Annotated in this window: 13 protein-coding genes and 1 tRNA gene; all 14 read right to left on the bottom strand. The window is 61.5% G+C overall.

The window, feature by feature from the left end; all coding sequences use genetic code 11:
• The coding region (locus ABB27_RS16675) for a GTP-binding protein (RefSeq protein ID WP_152984645.1) at positions 1 to 580 on the bottom strand (580 nt) is incomplete at its 3' end.
• Between the two features lie 51 nt (positions 581 to 631).
• A complete protein-coding gene (gene fusA / locus ABB27_RS16680) occupies positions 632 to 2773 on the bottom strand; it encodes an elongation factor G (protein WP_057630016.1) in 2142 nt (713 codons plus the stop codon).
• Between the two features lie 135 nt (positions 2774 to 2908).
• Entirely contained in the window at positions 2909 to 3376 is a 468-nt protein-coding gene (gene rpsG / locus ABB27_RS16685) for a 30S ribosomal protein S7 (protein WP_057630019.1), read from the bottom strand.
• Positions 3377 to 3386: 10 nt separating this feature from the next.
• Positions 3387 to 3761: a 30S ribosomal protein S12 gene (gene rpsL / locus ABB27_RS16690; protein WP_004145320.1), complete on the bottom strand. Its 375-nt coding sequence runs from the start codon at positions 3759 to 3761 to the stop codon at positions 3387 to 3389.
• Positions 3762 to 3988: 227 nt separating this feature from the next.
• On the bottom strand, positions 3989 to 8212 hold the full coding sequence (gene rpoC, locus ABB27_RS16695) for a DNA-directed RNA polymerase subunit beta' (RefSeq protein ID WP_057630020.1): 4224 nt from the start codon (positions 8210 to 8212) through the stop codon (positions 3989 to 3991).
• 89 nt (positions 8213 to 8301) lie between these two features.
• Positions 8302 to 12492, bottom strand: a complete 4191-nt coding sequence (rpoB, locus tag ABB27_RS16700) for a DNA-directed RNA polymerase subunit beta (RefSeq protein ID WP_057630035.1) — start codon at positions 12490 to 12492, stop codon at positions 8302 to 8304.
• A 365-nt stretch (positions 12493 to 12857) separates the two neighbouring features.
• Positions 12858 to 13223, bottom strand: coding sequence for a 50S ribosomal protein L7/L12 (rplL, locus tag ABB27_RS16705; RefSeq protein WP_057630023.1), 366 nt, complete (start codon positions 13221 to 13223; stop codon positions 12858 to 12860).
• Positions 13224 to 13286: 63 nt separating this feature from the next.
• A complete protein-coding gene (gene rplJ / locus ABB27_RS16710; protein WP_057630025.1) occupies positions 13287 to 13823 on the bottom strand; it encodes a 50S ribosomal protein L10 in 537 nt (178 codons plus the stop codon).
• 477 nt (positions 13824 to 14300) lie between these two features.
• Complete coding sequence (gene rplA / locus ABB27_RS16715) at positions 14301 to 14999, bottom strand: 50S ribosomal protein L1 (RefSeq protein ID WP_057630027.1); 699 nt, start codon at positions 14997 to 14999, stop codon at positions 14301 to 14303.
• A 4-nt stretch (positions 15000 to 15003) separates the two neighbouring features.
• Positions 15004 to 15432 carry a 50S ribosomal protein L11 gene (gene rplK / locus ABB27_RS16720; protein WP_057630030.1) on the bottom strand — a complete coding sequence of 143 codons (429 nt, stop codon included), beginning with the start codon at positions 15430 to 15432 and terminating at the stop codon, positions 15004 to 15006.
• A 194-nt stretch (positions 15433 to 15626) separates the two neighbouring features.
• Positions 15627 to 16187 carry a transcription termination/antitermination protein NusG gene (nusG, locus tag ABB27_RS16725; protein ID WP_057630031.1) on the bottom strand — a complete coding sequence of 187 codons (561 nt, stop codon included), beginning with the start codon at positions 16185 to 16187 and terminating at the stop codon, positions 15627 to 15629.
• 10 nt (positions 16188 to 16197) lie between these two features.
• Positions 16198 to 16605 (bottom strand): preprotein translocase subunit SecE, encoded by a 408-nt coding sequence (gene secE / locus ABB27_RS16730; RefSeq protein WP_057630033.1) that lies wholly within the window; start codon positions 16603 to 16605, stop codon positions 16198 to 16200.
• Positions 16606 to 16655: 50 nt separating this feature from the next.
• Positions 16656 to 16731 (bottom strand) — tRNA-Trp (locus ABB27_RS16735).
• 103 nt (positions 16732 to 16834) lie between these two features.
• The coding region (locus tag ABB27_RS16740; protein WP_244479262.1) for an EF-Tu C-terminal domain-related protein at positions 16835 to 17518 on the bottom strand (684 nt) is incomplete at its 5' end.

A 17518-nucleotide genomic window follows, 5' to 3' on the forward strand; every position in this document is an offset into this window, starting at 1 on the left:
AGATTGGTATAAGAGACAGGCCGATTTCGCTCTGGTCACCTTCCAGCGCCATACGCGCCGAACCGTGAACGATCGGGGTGTCGTCGCCCGGGAAGTCGTACTTGCTCAGCAGCTCACGCACTTCCATTTCGACCAGCTCGAGCAGCTCGGCGTCGTCAACCATGTCGGCCTTGTTCAGGAACACGACGATGTACGGCACGCCGACCTGACGCGACAGCAGGATGTGCTCGCGGGTCTGCGGCATCGGGCCGTCAGCAGCCGAGCAGACCAGGATCGCGCCGTCCATCTGGGCAGCACCGGTGATCATGTTCTTGACGTAGTCAGCATGGCCCGGGCAATCCACGTGGGCGTAGTGACGCGAAGCGGATTCGTACTCGACGTGTGCGGTCGAGATCGTGATACCACGTGCCTTTTCTTCCGGCGCGGCGTCGATCGAGGAGTAATCCTTGAACTCGCCACCGAAGCGCTCAGCACCGATCTTGGTCAGTGCAGCGGTCAGCGTGGTCTTGCCATGATCGACGTGGCCGATGGTGCCGACGTTGACGTGCGGCTTGGTACGTTCGAACTTACCCTTGGACATATGTAATTCCTTGATTAGCTAAAACTTGGAGGGAGAGGCTGAGTCTGAGACTCAGCCCTTCTTGATGACGGTTTCGGCGATGTTGTTCGGCGCCGGCTCGTAATGGTCGAATTCCATCGTGAAGGTTGCGCGACCCTGGGTCTGCGAACGCAGCGCGGTGGCGTAACCGAACATTTCGCCCAGCGGAATCATCGCATTGATGATGCTGGCCGAGCCGTCACCGGTGGTGCCCGAACCCTGCAGAACGCCACGACGACGGCTTACGTCGCCCATCACGTCACCCTGGTATTCCTCCGGGGTCACGATCTCGACCTTCATGATCGGCTCCAGCAGAACCGGCTTGGCCTTGGCGAAGCCCTGCTTGAAGGCCATCGACGAGGCGAGCTTGAACGCCATTTCCGAGGAGTCAACGTCATGGTACGAGCCGAACACCAGCTTGACCTTGACATCCACCACCGGGAAGCCAGCCAGCGGACCGCTGGTGATGGTTTCGCGCAGGCCCTTTTCCACGGAAGGAATGAATTCCTTCGGGATCACGCCGCCGGTGATGTCGTTGATGAACAGGAAATCATCCTTGATGGCGCTGGCCAGCTTCGGATCGGCACGATCTGCTTCGGTGATCGGCGACAGTTCGATCACGACGTGACCGTACTGACCCTTACCACCGGACTGCTTGGCGTGCTTGTAATCCGACTTGACGTCAGCCAGCTGGATGGTTTCGCGGTAGGCCACCTGCGGCTTGCCGACGTTGGCTTCAACGTTGAACTCGCGCTTCATGCGGTCAACGATGATGTCCAGGTGCAGCTCGCCCATGCCGGAGATGATGGTCTGGCCGGATTCTTCGTCGGTCTTGACGCGGAACGACGGATCTTCCTGTGCCAGACGGCCCAGTGCCAGACCCATCTTTTCCTGGTCCGACTTGGTCTTCGGCTCGACAGCCATCGAGATCACCGGCTCCGGGAACACCATGCGCTCGAGCACGATCGGTGCTTCGAGCGAGCACAGCGTGTCACCGGTGGTGGTGTCCTTCAGGCCCACGGCAGCAGCGATGTCACCAGCCAGAACTTCCTTGATTTCCTCGCGGTTGTTCGAGTGCATCTGCAGGATGCGGCCGATGCGCTCCTTCTTGTTCTTCACCGAGTTCAGCACGGTGTCGCCACCGTTCAGGGTGCCCGAGTAGACACGGAAGAAGGTCAGCGCGCCAACGAACGGATCGGTGATGATCTTGAACGCCAGCGACGAGAACGGAGCCTTGTCGTCCGACTTGCGGGTCATCTCGATGGTGTCGTCGTCAACGTCGGTGCCCTTCACGTCCGGCACGTCGATCGGCGACGGCAGCAGCTGGATCACGCCGTCAAGCATGGCCTGCACGCCCTTGTTCTTGAACGCCGAACCGCAGAACATCGGCACGATTTCCACGGCCAGCGTACGGGTACGCAGGGCCTGGATGATCTCTGCCTCAGCCAGCTCTTCGCCGCCCAGGTACTTTTCCATCAGCTCTTCGCTGGCTTCAGCCGCGGTTTCGATCATGAAGGTGCGGGCTTCTTCAGCCGCTGCCTGCATGTCAGCCGGGACTTCGCCGTACTCGAACTTCATGCCCTGCGAAGCGTCATCCCAATGGATGGCCTTCATCTTGAGCAGATCGACCACGCCCTTGAAGCCTTCTTCAGCGCCGATCGGCAGCTGCATCGGCACGGCGACGGCGCCGAGCTTGGCCTTCAGCTGGTCACGGACCTTCAGGAAGTTGGCACCGGTACGGTCCATCTTGTTGACGAACGCGATGCGCGGCACCTGGTAACGGTTGGCCTGGCGCCACACGGTCTCGGACTGCGGCTGCACGCCACCAACGGCGCACAGCACGAACACCGCACCGTCGAGCACGCGCAGGGAGCGTTCGACTTCGATGGTGAAGTCAACGTGCCCGGGGGTATCGATGATGTTGAAGCGGTGCTCCGGCAGGGACTTGTCCATGCCCTTCCAGAACGCGGTGGTAGCAGCGGACTGGATCGTGATGCCACGCTCCTGCTCCTGCTCCATCCAGTCCATGGTGGCGGCGCCGTCATGCACTTCACCGAGCTTGTGGCTCTTACCGGTGTAGAACAGGATGCGCTCGGACGTGGTGGTCTTGCCGGCATCGATGTGAGCCATGATGCCGAAGTTACGGTAACGCTCGATAGGAGTGGTGCGGGCCACGGGAGCCTCTCAATTTCTTGGAATTCGGATGGCCGAACGCCGCCTTGCGGCGGCCTTCGGATTGAAGCAGCGCTAAGAGCGCTACAAGCAGCACCACATGGGTGCCAGGGGCCCTGTTTCCAAGGCCCCTTCAACTCACCAGCGGTAGTGAGCGAAGGCCTTGTTCGCTTCCGCCATACGGTGGGTTTCTTCACGCTTCTTGATGGCGCCGCCGCGGTTTTCCGAAGCGTCCAGCAGTTCAGCAGCCAGCTTGCGCGGCATGGTGTTCTCACCACGCTTACGCGCGGAGTCGATCAGCCAACGCATGGCCAGGGCCATCTTGCGCGAAGCACGCACTTCGACCGGCACCTGATAGGTGGCACCACCGACGCGACGCGACTTCACTTCGACGCCCGGAGCAACGTTGTCCAGCGCCTTCTGCACCAGCTCGATTGCGTTCGGGTTCTTCTCGCTGATCACGTCCATGGCGCCATAGACGATCTTTTCAGCAACGGACTTCTTGCCGCTCAACATGACCATGTTGATGAAGCGGGCAATGGTTTCGCTCTTGTGCTTCGGATCCGGCAGGACCGAACGCTGGGGGGTATTACCTTTACGTGACATGTCTTACTCCTCAGGCCTTCGGACGCTTGGCGCCGTACTTGGAACGCGCCTGGCGACGCTTGGCAACGCCGGCGGCGTCGAGTGAGCCACGGACGGTGTGGTAACGCACACCCGGCAGATCCTTTACACGGCCGCCGCGGATCAGGACCACGGAGTGCTCCTGCAGGTTATGGCCTTCACCACCGATGTAGGAAATGACTTCTTCCTGGTTGGTCAGGCGAACCTTTGCAACCTTACGCAGAGCCGAGTTCGGCTTCTTCGGGGTGGTGGTGTACACGCGCGTGCAGACGCCACGGCGCTGCGGGCACTTGTCGAGTGCCGGCGAGGCACTCTTGTAGGTGGTAGCTTGGCGCGGCTTGCGTACCAGCTGGTTGATCGTCGCCATCAGTAGGTTCTTCTGATTGGGGCCGTAAAAACGGCCAGGATGCGGAAATTGTAAAGCAGGCCAAATTTTTGGCCTGCTGAGACAGACGATTGTAGCAACTTGTCAAGAGCCCAGTCAAACGAGCGCATGCCAAGCCAGCCCTGATCCAGAGCTGTTACAGGGGTATCTCCATATGCCCCGTTCAGGTCGAACTGCCGGCCCGCGAACGGGCCGGCCGATCTAACTACTTACTCTTCACCAGCAGCCTGTTCAGCTTCCGGTGCTGCAACTTCGGGCTCCGCGACCACGACCGGGCCGGCCAGGGTTGCGATTTCCGAGTCAGTCAGACCCGACGCGTTACGGCGGCGCTGGGCATGATACGCAAGACCGGTGCCCGCCGGAATCAGGCGGCCAACGATCACGTTTTCCTTCAGACCGCGCAGGCCGTCGGAGGTGCCGCGCACGGCAGCCTCGGTCAGCACGCGGGTGGTTTCCTGGAACGATGCCGCCGAGATGAACGACTCGGTCGCCAGCGATGCCTTGGTGATACCCAGCAGCACCGGCTCGTAACGGGCCGGCAACTCGTTGCGGGTGGCCAGCTTCACGTTCTCTTCGATCACGCGCTGGCGCTCGGCCTGCTCGCCATTGAGGAACTTGCTGCTGCCCTGGTCAACGATTTCCACCTTGCGCAGCATCTGACGCGAGATCACTTCAATGTGCTTGTCGTTGATCTTCACGCCCTGCAGGCGGTACACGTCCTGGATTTCCTTGACCAGGTAACGGGCCAGCTCTTCCACGCCCTTCAGGCGCAGGATGTCCTGCGGGCTCGGCTCGCCGTCCACCACGGTTTCACCGCGGGTCACGTGCTCACCTTCGAACACGATGATCTGGCGGTACTTCGGAATCAGCTCTTCGTGCTCCGAACCATCGGTGTCCTTGATGATCAGGCGCTGCTTGCCCTTGGTGTCCTTGCCGAAGCTGATGATGCCCGAACGCTCGGCCAGGATCGCCGGATCCTTCGGCTTGCGGGCTTCGAACAAGTCGGCAACGCGCGGCAGACCACCGGTGATGTCACGGGTCTTCGAGGCTTCCTGCGGGATCTTGGCAACCACGTCGCCCACGCCTACCGGCGCGCCATCCTGCAGGTTGACGATCGAGCGCGGCGGCAGCAGGTACTGTGCCGGCAGGTCGGTGCCCGGGATGGTCAGGTCATTGCCCTTGCCATCGATGATGCGGACCAGCGGACGCAGATCCTTGGCCTGCGAGCCACGACGCTTCGGATCGGTGATTTCGCGCGAGGCCAGACCGGTCAGTTCGTCGGTCTTCTCGATCACGGTCACGCCATCGATGAAGTCGATGAAGCGCACGAAACCAGCCACTTCCGACACGATCGGGTGGTTATGCGGATCCCAGTTGGCCACGGTCTGGCCAGCCTTGATTTCCGCACCGTCCTTGACGCCGATGCTGGCACCGTACGGCAGCTTGTAGCGCTCACGCTCACGGCCATGCGGATCGAGCACGGAGATTTCACCCGAACGCGAGACGGCAACCAGCGCACCGCTGGCCTGCTCGACGTGCTTCAGGTTGGAGAACTTCACCGAACCGGTGGTCTTGACGGTGATGTTGTCGACCGCAGCCGCACGCGATGCCGCACCACCGATGTGGAACGTACGCATGGTCAGCTGGGTACCCGGCTCACCGATCGACTGGGCGGCGATGACGCCAACCGCTTCACCGATGTTGACGATGTGGCCACGGGCCAGATCGCGGCCGTAGCAGCGACCGCAGACGCCGAACGAGGATTCGCAGGTGATCGTCGAGCGGACCTTGATGGTCTGCACGCCGGCTTCTTCCAGCTTGTTCACCCACTGCTCGTCGAGCAGCGTGTTGCGGGTCACGATCGGATCTTCGTCGTTGCCCGGCAGGAACACGTCCTCGGCCACAACGCGGCCCAGCACGCGATCCTTCAACGGCTCAACCACGTCGCCGCCTTCCACGATCGGAGTCATGGTCAGGCCTTCGGAGGTACCGCAATCCACCTCGGTGATCACCACGTCCTGTGCCACGTCGACCAGACGACGGGTCAGGTAACCCGAGTTCGCCGTCTTCAACGCGGTATCGGCCAGACCCTTACGGGCACCGTGGGTGGAGTTGAAGTACTCCTGCACGTTCAGGCCTTCACGGAAGTTCGCCTTGATGGGCGTTTCGATGATCGAGCCATCCGGACGCGCCATCAGGCCACGCATACCGGCCAGCTGACGGATCTGCGCCTGGCTACCACGGGCACCGGAGTCGGCCATGATGTACAGCGAGTTCATCGACTTCTGGTCGACCAGCTCGCCATCGCTACCGATGACTTTTTCGGTACCAATGGTTTCCATCATCGCCTTGGCGATGCGCTCATTGGTGCGCGACCAGATGTCGACCACCTTGTTGTAGCGCTCGCCGGCGGTGACCAGACCCGACTGGTACTGCTCCTGGATTTCCAGCACTTCCTGCTCGGCTTCGCCCAGGATGCCCTTCTTCTCGTCCGGGATCAGCATGTCGTCGATGCCGATCGACACGCCAGCGCGGGTTGCGTAGGCATAGCCGGTGTACATCAGCTTGTCGGCGAACACCACGGTGTCCTTCAGACCCAGCAGACGGTAGCTCTGGTTGATCAGGCGCGAGATGTTCTTCTTGGTCATCTCGGTGTTGCACAGCTCGAACGGCAGGCCTTCCGGCATGATCTCGCTCAGCAGCGCACGGCCGATGGTGGTGTCGACGATCGAGGTCTTCTTGACCTTGTTGCCGTCTTCGTCACGCTCGACCTGCACGATGCGCACCTTGACGCGCGCATGCAGTTCAACCAGGCGGTTGTCGTAGGCACGCTTCACTTCGTCGGTGTTGGCGAAGACCATGCCCTCGCCCTTCTTGTTCACCAGCGAACGGGCCATGTAGTACAGGCCCAACACCACGTCCTGCGACGGCACGATGATCGGCTCGCCGTTGGCCGGCGACAGGATGTTGTTGGTGGACATCATCAGCGCACGCGCTTCCAGCTGGGCTTCCAGCGAGAGCGGTACGTGGACGGCCATCTGGTCACCGTCGAAGTCGGCGTTGAATGCGGTACAGACCAGCGGATGCAGCTGGATGGCCTTGCCTTCGATCAACAGCGGTTCGAACGCCTGGATGCCCAGACGGTGCAGGGTCGGCGCACGGTTCAGCAGCACCGGATGTTCGCGGATGACTTCTTCCAGGACGTCCCAGACTTCGCCTTCTTCGCGCTCAACCAGCTTCTTGGCGGCCTTGATGGTGGTGGCCAGGCCACGACGCTGCAGCTTGGCGAACACGAACGGCTTGAACAGCTCAAGCGCCATCTTCTTCGGCAGGCCGCACTGGTGCAGCTTCAGGTACGGACCCACGGTGATCACCGAACGGCCCGAGTAATCGACGCGCTTGCCCAGCAGGTTCTGACGGAAGCGACCCTGCTTACCCTTGATCATGTCGGCCAGCGACTTGAGCGGGCGCTTGTTGGTGCCGGTGATGGCACGGCCGCGACGGCCGTTGTCCAACAGGGCGTCAACCGATTCCTGCAGCATGCGCTTTTCGTTGCGCACGATGATGTCCGGAGCGTTGAGCTCCAGCAGGCGGCGCAGACGGTTGTTGCGGTTGATGACGCGGCGGTACAGATCGTTCAGATCCGAGGTCGCGAAGCGGCCACCGTCCAGCGGAACCAGCGGACGCAGGTCCGGCGGCAGCACCGGCAGCACGGTCATCACCATCCACTCCGGGCGGTTGCCCGACTCGAGGAAGGCTTCGACCAGCTTGATGCGCTTGGTCAGACGCTTGAGCTTGGTTTCCGAACCGGTCGAGGCGATTTCCTCGCGCAGGCGGACCATTTCGGCCTGCAGGTCGATGGTACGCAGCAGTTCGTAGACAGCCTCGGCGCCCATTGCAGCGTCGAAGTCATCGCCGTGTTCCTGGCGTGCCTGCAGGTACTGTTCTTCGGTCAGTAGCTGGCGGCGCTCCAGGGCGGTCAGGCCCGGCTCGGTCACCACGTAGGCTTCGAAGTACAGCACGCGCTCGATGTCACGCAGGGTCATGTCCAGCATCAGGCCGATGCGCGACGGCAGCGACTTGAGGAACCAGATGTGCGCGACCGGCGATGCCAGGTCGATGTGGCCCATGCGCTCGCGACGCACCTTGGCCAGGGTTACTTCGGTACCGCACTTTTCGCAGACAACGCCGCGGTGCTTCATGCGCTTGTACTTGCCGCACAGGCACTCGTAGTCCTTGACCGGTCCGAAGATGGCGGCGCAGAACAGGCCGTCACGCTCCGGCTTGAAGGTACGGTAATTGATGGTTTCCGGCTTCTTCACTTCGCCGAAGGACCACGAACGGATCAGGTCCGGCGAGGCCAGCGCGATCTTGATCGCGTCGAAGTCCAGCGTCTGGCGCTGCTGGTTGAAGAGGTTGAGCAGGTCTTTCATGGTGTTCTCCGAAAGGAGGAAATCTTTGTCGATGGGCTGTCAGTCAGTGCTGGCGGCGCTGCTGCATCACTGCAGCAGCGCCTGCGCAATCAACCGCCTTCCAGTTCCATGTTGATGGCCAGCGAGCGGATTTCCTTCACCAAAACGTTGAAGGATTCCGGCATGCCCGCAACCATCTCGTGCTCACCGTCGACGATGTTCTTGTACATCTGGTTACGGCCCTGTACGTCATCGGACTTCACCGTCAGCATTTCCTGCAGGGTGTAGGCCGCGCCGTAGGCTTCCAGTGCCCAGACTTCCATTTCACCGAAGCGCTGACCACCGAACTGCGCCTTGCCGCCCAGCGGCTGCTGGGTAACGAGCGAGTACGGACCGGTCGAACGGGCATGCATCTTGTCGTCGACCAAGTGGTTCAACTTCAGGTAATGCATGTAGCCGACCGTGGTCTTGCGGTCGAAGGCTTCGCCGGTGCGGCCGTCATACAGCTGCATCTGCGTCTTGCTGGTGTTGAAGCCCAGACGCTCGGTTTCCGGGGCATCGTCCGGGTAGGCGAGATTCAGCATTTCGCGGATCTCGTCTTCGGCCGCGCCGTCGAACACCGGGGTTGCCATCGGCACGCCGTCGGTCAGGTTCTTGGCCAGGTTGATCAGCTCGTCATCGCTGAACTGGGACAGATCAACGCGCTGTTCGGACACGGCCGAATCATGGTTGTAGATCTTGCCCAGGAACTCACGCAGTTCACTGACCGCACGCTGCTGTTCCAGCATGCCCTGGATGCGCTTGCCCAGGCCCTTTGCGGCCCAGCCCAGATGCACTTCCAGAATCTGGCCGATGTTCATACGCGACGGCACGCCCAGCGGGTTCAAGCAGATGTCCACGGTGTTGCCGTCAGCCATGTACGGCATGTCTTCGACCGGCACCACATTGGAGACCACACCCTTGTTGCCGTGGCGGCCTGCCATCTTGTCACCCGGCTGGATGCGACGCTTCACGGCCAGGAACACCTTGACCATCTTCAGCACGCCTGGTGCCAGATCGTCGCCCTGGGTGATCTTGCCGCGCTTGTCGGCAAAGCGGCGCTCGAATTCCTTCTCGTGTGCCTGGATCTGCATCTGGGCACGTTCGATGGCTTCGGACGCGTCATCGTCCTTCATGCGCAGGGTGAACCAGTCGGACTTCTTCAGGCCGTCCAGCAGCGCATCGGAGACCACGTCACCCTTCTTCAGGTTGGCGCCGCCGTTGGCCACCTTGCCCACGATCTGCGAGCGCAGACGTGCGTAGATGGCGCCTTCGAGGATGCGGAACTGGTCGTCGAAGTCCTTCTTGACGCGCTTGATCTCGTTTTCTTCGATCTGGCGTGCGCGCTTGTCCTTCTCGATGCCGTCGCGGGTGAAGACCTGCACGTCGATGACGGTGCCGTCCATGCCCGGCGGAACGCGCAGCGAGCTGTCCTTAACGTCCGAAGCCTTCTCGCCGAAGATCGCGCGCAGCAGCTTCTCTTCCGGGGTCAGCTGGCTCTCGCCCTTCGGCGTCACCTTGCCAACCATGATGTCGCCGGCGCGCACTTCCGCACCGATGTACACCACGCCGGATTCGTCCAGACGGTTCAGCGCCTGCTCGGACACGTTCGGGATGTCGGCGGAAATTTCCTCCGGCCCCAGCTTGGTGTCACGTGCAACGCAGGTCAGTTCTTCGATGTGGATCGTGGTGTAACGATCTTCTTCGACCACACGCTCGGACAGCAGGATGGAGTCTTCGAAGTTGTAGCCGTTCCACGGCATGAAGGCGATCAGCATGTTCTGACCCAGCGCCAGTTCACCGATATCGGTGGACGGGCCATCGGCCAGCACGTCGCCGCGCGCGATCACGTCACCCACGTTCACCAGCGGACGCTGGTTGATGCAGGTGTTCTGGTTCGAACGGGTGTACTTGATCAGGTTGTAGATATCGACGCCGGCATCGGCCGGATCGGTGATCTCGTTCTCGTTGGCCTTGACCACGATGCGGCCGGCGTCGATCTGCACGATCTCGCCGCCACGCAGGGCATTCACGGTCACACCCGAGTCACGGGCCACGGCGCGTTCGATACCGGTACCCACCAGCGGCTTCTGCGCACGCAGGGTCGGCACGGCCTGACGCTGCATGTTGGCGCCCATCAGTGCGCGGTTTGCGTCATCGTGTTCCAGGAACGGAACCAGTGCCGCAGCAACCGACACGGTCTGCATCGGCGAGACGTCCATGAAGTGGACTTCTGCCGGCGGCTTGAGCAGCGACTCACCCTGGAAGCGGCACGGCACGAACTGCTCGGTGAGCATGTTCTTGGCATCGGTCAGGGCGTTTGCCTGGGCGATGACGTACTCGTTCTCTTCGATGGCCGACAGGAACTCGATTTCGTCGGAGACCTTGCCGTCATGCACCTTGCGGTACGGGGTTTCCAGGAAGCCGTACTTGTTGGTGCGTGCGAACACGGCCAGCGAGTTGATCAGGCCGATGTTCGGGCCTTCCGGCGTTTCGATGGTGCAGACGCGGCCGTAATGGGTCGGGTGCACGTCGCGCACTTCGAAGCCGGCGCGTTCGCGGGTCAGGCCGCCCGGGCCCAGCGCGGAGACGCGACGCTTGTGCGTCACTTCCGACAGCGGGTTGTTCTGATCCATGAACTGCGACAGCTGCGAGGAGCCGAAGAATTCCTTGATCGCCGCAGCCACCGGCTTGGCGTTGATCAGTTCCTGCGGGGTCAAGCCTTCCGACTCGGCCATCGACAGGCGCTCCTTGACCGCGCGCTCGACGCGGACCAGGCCCACGCGGAACACGTTCTCGGCCATTTCACCGACCGAACGCACGCGACGGTTGCCCAGGTGATCGATGTCATCGACCACGCCGCGACCGTTACGGATCTCGGTCAGCACCTTGATCACGTCAAGGATGTCCGAACCTTCGCCGTGTGCGGCGACCAGGCGCTTGGATTCCTCGTCGTTGCGCTCGCCGAAGTACTTGCGGTCGTACAGCACCGACTCACCGGTGACTTCCTTGCGGCCGACACGACGGTTGAACTTCATGCGGCCAACCGTGGACAGGTCGTAGCGCTCGAAGGTGAAGAACAGGTTGTGGAACAGGTTCTGCGCGGCGTCCTTGGTCGGCGGCTCGCCCGGACGCATCATGCGATAGATTTCGACCAGCGCTTCGAGCTGGGTCTTGGTGCCATCGATGCGCAGGGTGTTGGACAGGTACGGGCCACGATCCAGATCGTTCACCCACAGCGTGCCAACCGCATCGACACCGGCCTTGCGGAATGCCTGCAGCTGATCGTCGCTGATTTCGTCGTTGGCCTGGGCCAGCAGTTCACCGGTATTGGCATCCACCACGTCGTGCGACAGGATGCGGCCGACGATGTAATCGTCCGGCACGGCCAGGGCGGCAATGCCCGAAGCCTGCAGCTGCTTGATGTGGCGCGCGGTGATGCGCTTGCCAGCTTCCACGATGACCTTGTCGCCGTCGGCCAGGTCGAAGTTCAGCGTTTCACCACGCAGACGCTCCGGCACCAGCTCCAGCTGCACGCCTTCGTCCGGGTTGATGTGGAAGGTGTTGACCTCGAAGAACTCGGCCAGCATCTCTTCGTTGTTGTAGCCCAGCGCACGCAGCAGCACCGACACCGGCAACTTGCGGCGGCGATCGATACGGGTGAACAGCGCGTCCTTCGGGTCGAACTCGAAGTCCAGCCAGGAGCCGCGGTACGGGATGATGCGGGCGCTGTACAGCAGCTTGCCCGAGCTGTGGGTCTTGCCACGGTCGTGGTCGAAGAACACGCCCGGCGAACGGTGCAGCTGCGACACGATGACGCGCTCGGTACCGTTGACGATGAAGGTGCCGTTGTCGGTCATCAACGGGATTTCGCCCAGATAGACCTCCTGCTCCTTCACATACTTGATCGCCTTGGTGGACGATTCGCGGTCGTAGATGACCAGACGCACGGTGACGCGCAGCGGCGCGCCGTAGCTCATGCCACGCTGGCGGCACTCGCGCTCGTCAAACACCGGGTCGCCCAGCTTGTAACCGACGTATTCCAGGGCAGCGTTGCCGCTGTAGCTGGAAATCGGGAACACCGACTTCAGCGCAGCATGCAGGCCGTGGTCGGAGCGCTTGGCCGGGTCGATGTTTTCCTGCAGGAATTCGCGGTACGAATCAACCTGGATCGCGAGCAGGAACGGCACCTCGAGGATCGAGCGCTGCTTGCCGAAATCTTTGCGGATGCGCTTTTTTTCGGTGTACGAATAGGACGTCATGAGGTCTTCCACCTTGTTGTGCGGGCCGTGCGTCCACAACCCGTAAGGAAACTTGAAATTGTCAGTTGGAAGTCGCTGGTATTGCCGGCACCAGCACGCCTTCTCCCGCTACTTCCAACTGCCAACTCGCTTGTATCGGCTGCGGGTCACTCCATCGTCTGGAGCGCAGCGCCTGACACTTGCCACGTTGGTCTTTCTACTGCCTGCCGGGCTTCTGGCCCGCCAGTTGAAGCCTGCCGAGCATGGCTCGGTACCAGACCGGGCTTGCTCAACGTAACAACGGTTTGAAACGACCAAAGGCCGGGGGCTTTACGCCCCCAGCCTCAGCTGCATCGCCGCGAATCGATGACGATGCAAGGAACTGATTACTTCAGCTCGACGGTCGCGCCGGCGGCTTCCAGGTCCTTCTTGAACTTCTCGGCCTCGTCCTTCGACGCACCTTCCTTCACGACGCCGCCGGCTTCTGCCAGGTCCTTCGCTTCCTTCAGGCCCAGGCCGGTGATGGCGCGGACGGCCTTAATCACTTCGACCTTCTTCGCGCCGGCATCCTTCAGGATGACGTTGAATTCGGTCTGCTCTTCAACAACAGCAGCCGGGCCAGCAGCAGCAACTGCAACCGGGGCAGCAGCCGAAACGCCGAACTTCTCTTCGATGGCCTTGACCAGCTCCATCACTTCCATCAGGGACTTTTCGGCGATCGCGTCGACGATCTGATCGTTGGTAAGGGACATTTTGATTACCTTTTGAAAATATTCTGGATTGAGGTTCCGTGCGGAACCACGTGGACGTCGAACTTAGACAGCTTCGGCTTCAGCGGCCGGCGCTGCAGCTTCCGCTGCGCCACCTTCCTGCTTTTCACCGATAGCCTTGACGGCGCGGGCGAACATGGTGACCGGCTCGGTCAGGACGCGGGCCAACATGGCCAGTGCCTGATCACGGGTCGGCAACGATGCCAGCACGTCGACGTGGCTGGCCGGGAAGATTTCCCCGCCGATTGCCACGACCTTCGCCTTCAGCTTGTCGTTACCCTTGGCTGCATCCTTGATCAGGCGACCGGCTGCGCCGGGCTCCTCAAGCGAAAACGCATACAGCAGCGGACCAACCATCTGGTCTTTTGCAACTGCGAAATCGGTGCCTTCAACGGCGCGCGAGGCCAGCGTGTTCTTGACAACTTTCAAGAAAACACCGGTTTCGCGGGCCTGCTTACGCATCGCGGTCATTTGAGCGACCGTGGTGCCAGCGTATTCGGCTGCGATCAAGGAGTGGGCCTTGGCGGCGATGTCTGCCAGCTCGGCGACTACTTCTTGCTTCTGGGACAGATTGAGAGCCATTGCACTCCTCCGTTTAAGCGGGGACCGGGGATCGGGGATCCGGATTGGCAAGAGCGACGTTGCCGCTGCTGCAAGCATCCCGGGCCGAACCACAAAACCCTGCTTCAAACATATTCCGCTTACGGCTCCTAGCCGTGTGCGGTCCTGGGCGGCATCCATCCTGGACGCCGGGAACATCAGGTGATGTTCCGGTGGTGGCCGTTCTAGAGCTGGAGTGCAAACCTGGGTAAACCCAGACGTACGTGAACCAGAAAAATCCAGAAGGGCGGCACCATCTACGCAGGGTGATCCGAGAACGAATCAATTAAGCGACCTCGCTGTACCGGCGGCGACTCCTTGCCAAATCGAGCTTCCATGCCCGTCGCCGGTATGCGCTGACCGCGCCTGCGGTCTTTGACGGCTCCACGCAGGTAAACCTGCGCGACGCCTTCAAAATGACGGCCTCGGCACCAAAGGTACCGAGGCCGCTTGAAACAATTACTTCAGGGTCAGCGAGGACTGATCAACCGTCACGCCCGGGCCCATCGTCGAGCTGACCGATACCTTCTGCAGGTACAGGCCCTTCGAGGTAGCCGGCTTGGCCTTGATCAGGTCCAGCAGCAGTGCCTGCAGGTTCGACTGCAGCGCGCCGTTTTCGAAGCTGGCCTTGCCGATGGTGCAGTGGATGATGCCGGCCTTGTCAGTGCGGTAACGCACCTGACCCGACTTGGCATTCTTGACGGCTTCGCCCGGGTTGGCCGAAACGGTGCCGACCTTCGGGTTCGGCATCAGGCCGCGCGGGCCCAGCAGCGTACCCAGCTTACCGACAACGCGCATGGCGTCCGGGGTAGCGATGACGACGTCATAGTTCAGATCGCCGGCCTGCATCTTCTCAGCCAGGTCGTCCATGCCGACAGCTTCGGCGCCAGCGGCCAGGGCTTCGTCAGCCTTGGCACCGGCCGGAGCAAACACGGCCACGCGGACCGACTTGCCGGTACCGGCCGGCAGCACGGTGGAACCGCGCACCTGCTGGTCGGACTTCTTGGCGTCAACGCCCAGGCGCACAGCAACGTCGATCGACTCGACGAACTTGGCCTTGGTGACGGTCTTCAGGATGTTGATTGCGTCCTCGAAGGCATATGCCTTACCCGGGACAACGGCGGCCGCGATGGCCTTCTCACGCTTGGTCTGTGCCATCAGATTAACCCTCTACCACCAGGCCCATGGAACGGGCGGAGCCCGCGATCGTACGCACGGCGGCGTCAAGGCTGGCGGCCGTCAGATCCGGCTCCTTTGCCTTGCAGATTTCTTCCAGCTGCGCGCGCGTCACCTTGCCCACCTTGTCGGTGTTCGGCTTCTTCGAGCCCGAAGAAATGCCAGCGGCCTTCTTCAGCAGCGTGGTCGCCGGGGTGCTCTTGGTGATGAAGGTGAACGTACGGTCCGAATAGGCCGTGATGATCACCGGCACCGGCAGACCCGGTTCCAGCTTCTGCGTGGCAGCGTTGAACGCCTTGCAGAATTCCATGATGTTCAGGCCGCGCTGACCCAGCGCAGGACCGACCGGCGGCGAGGGGTTGGCCTGACCAGCCTTTACCTGCAGCTTGATATAACCGACAACTTTCTTTGCCATTAGAGTGCTCTCCGGGTGCTAGCGCCTTGCGACAACAGGCTCCCCATCGGACCGGGAATCACGCGTCCCGGCATCGCGTTGTGAAATCGCACCAAAGGCCACCTTGCGGCAGCCCTTGATTTGCTCCCTCGTTGGGGAGCCGAAAATTGTAGCAGCTTTTTGCGACGCCACCTGAACAGGTGGCGCAGCCAGCTTCAGATCGCCTTTTCGACCTGGCCGAACTCGAGTTCGACCGGGGTGGCGCGACCAAAGATCAGCACCGAAACGCGCAGGCGGCTCTTCTCGTAATTGACTTCTTCGACAACGCCGTTGAAATCATTGAACGGGCCTTCGGTGACACGGACCATCTGGCCCGGCTCGAACAGCACCTTCGGACGCGGCTTCTCAACACCTTCCTGAACGCGGTTCAGGATGGCAGCAGCCTCACTGTCCTGGATCGGCAGCGGACGATCCGCAGTGCCACCAATGAAACCCATGACCTTCGGGGTTTCCTTGACCAAATGCCAGCTTTCGTTGTCGATACGCGGGATACCGGCTTCTTCGTGGGTTTCGATCTGTACCAGCACGTAACCGGGGAAGAACTTGCGCTCGGAGCGGCGCTTCTGGCCTGCGCGCATTTCCACCACTTCTTCAGTGGGGACCAGCACATCACCAAAAAGCTCCTGCATCTCGTCACGCGCGATGCGATCACGCAACGCCTGCGCAACCGACTTCTCAAAACCTGAATAGGCGTGAACGACGTACCAACGCTTCACAGATATCTCCTTAACGACCCAAGAACCACTGGGTCAGTTTCTGGATCACGAAATCGAAACCACCCAGCAGCAGGCTCAGCACGATCACCACCACCACCACCACCCACGTCATGCGGATAGCTTCCTGGCGGGTCGGCCACACGACCTTGCGCAGCTCGAAACGGGATTCAGAAAGGAATTCGATTGTCTGACGGCCCTTCGTGGTCAGCATGAATACTGCACCACCGGCCACCAGACCCACAACCACTGCCAGCGCCCGCCACTGACTGGCCCAAGCGCCCAACTGGGCAGAACGCGGCTGATCGGCGAACCAGAACCAGACAAACAGACCCGCCAGCACCAACAGCGCAGCGCCGACGTACTTGACGATATCGCCACCAGAGGCGGCGGACTTGGAATGTTCGATCTTGCTGTTCATCCGACTCTTGTTGCTGGTGCGACCAAGGTCACTGGATAGAGAGTTGCAAGTGGCACGCCAGGAGGGACTCGAACCCCCAACCTGCGGTTTTGGAGACCGCTGCTCTGCCAATTGAGCTACTGGCGTATGACTTGACTGTTACACATCACCTTAGACGGCGAAGGCGGACCGAGTTACCCGGCCCGCCATCCGCGCCACCAACAGCGTTTACTGCTGGCGCTACAGGCTATTACGCGACGATCTTGGCGACCACGCCGGCGCCGACAGTACGGCCACCTTCGCGGATTGCGAAGCGCAGGCCTTCGTCCATTGCCACCGGGTTGATCAGGGTGACGGTCATCTTGACGTTGTCACCCGGCATCACCATCTCGACGCCTTCCGGCAGCTCGCAAGCGCCAGTGATGTCGGTGGTACGGAAGTAGAACTGCGGACGGTAGCCCTTGAAGAACGGGGTGTGACGGCCGCCCTCGTCCTTCGACAGCACGTACACTTCGGCTTCGAACTGGGTGTGCGGCTTGATCGAACCCGGCTTGGCCAGAACCTGGCCACGCTCGACGTCGTCACGCTTGGTGCCGCGCAGCAGCAGACCGGCGTTGTCGCCTGCCTGACCCTGGTCGAGCAGCTTGCGGAACATTTCCACACCGGTGACGGTGGTCTTCTGGACCGGACGGATACCGACGATTTCGATTTCTTCGCCGACCTTGATCACGCCGCGCTCGATACGACCGGTCACCACGGTGCCGCGGCCCGAGATCGAGAACACGTCTTCCACCGGCATCAGGAACGGCTTGTCGACGTCACGCTCCGGGGTCGGGATCCAGCTGTCCAGTGCATCGACCAGCTTCAGGATGGCCGGCACGCCGATTTCGCTCTGGTCACCTTCCAGCGCCATACGCGCCGAACCGTGAACGAA

It is taken from the genome of Stenotrophomonas terrae, assembly GCF_001431465.1.
Taxonomy (GTDB): domain Bacteria; phylum Pseudomonadota; class Gammaproteobacteria; order Xanthomonadales; family Xanthomonadaceae; genus Stenotrophomonas; species Stenotrophomonas terrae.